Annotated in this window: 1 rRNA gene; it reads right to left on the bottom strand. The window is 54.5% G+C overall.

Annotation, left to right across the window (positions count from 1 at the left end):
- Positions 1–292: 292 nt before the first annotated feature.
- Positions 293–398: ribosomal RNA gene (gene rrf / locus IZU87_RS17410) — 5S ribosomal RNA — on the bottom strand; the annotation flags it as partial.

Raw genomic sequence — 398 nt, forward strand, 5'->3', positions numbered from 1 at the left:
CTGGACGATGCCACACCTGATGAAGTGTACTTCTCTCAACCACTGACCCAGGCGGCCTGACGCCGATGATGACCTGATCCGAGCTTAGACGACCCGTCAGGTGGTCCAAAGGATGGGGTCCACTTCAATGATGAGCCAAAGACTTTCTTCTTGTGCAGCCTGGGAAGGTTATCTCTCGCACCACTTTTCCATGTACGTCTTTCTGCACACGGCTTTTCTATTGCGCCAGTTTTTCCTGCGCACAAAGAGAACCGCCCCTGCAGCAAGGCTGCAGGGGCGGTTCGGTATAAGTGCCTGACGATGACCTACTCTCACATGGAGAAACTCCACACTACCATCGGCGCTAAGCGGTTTCACTTCCGAGTTCGGCATGGGATCGGGTGGTTCACGCTCGCTAT

The organism is Cobetia sp. MC34 (genome assembly GCF_018340035.1).
GTDB lineage: Bacteria > Pseudomonadota > Gammaproteobacteria > Pseudomonadales > Halomonadaceae > Cobetia > Cobetia amphilecti.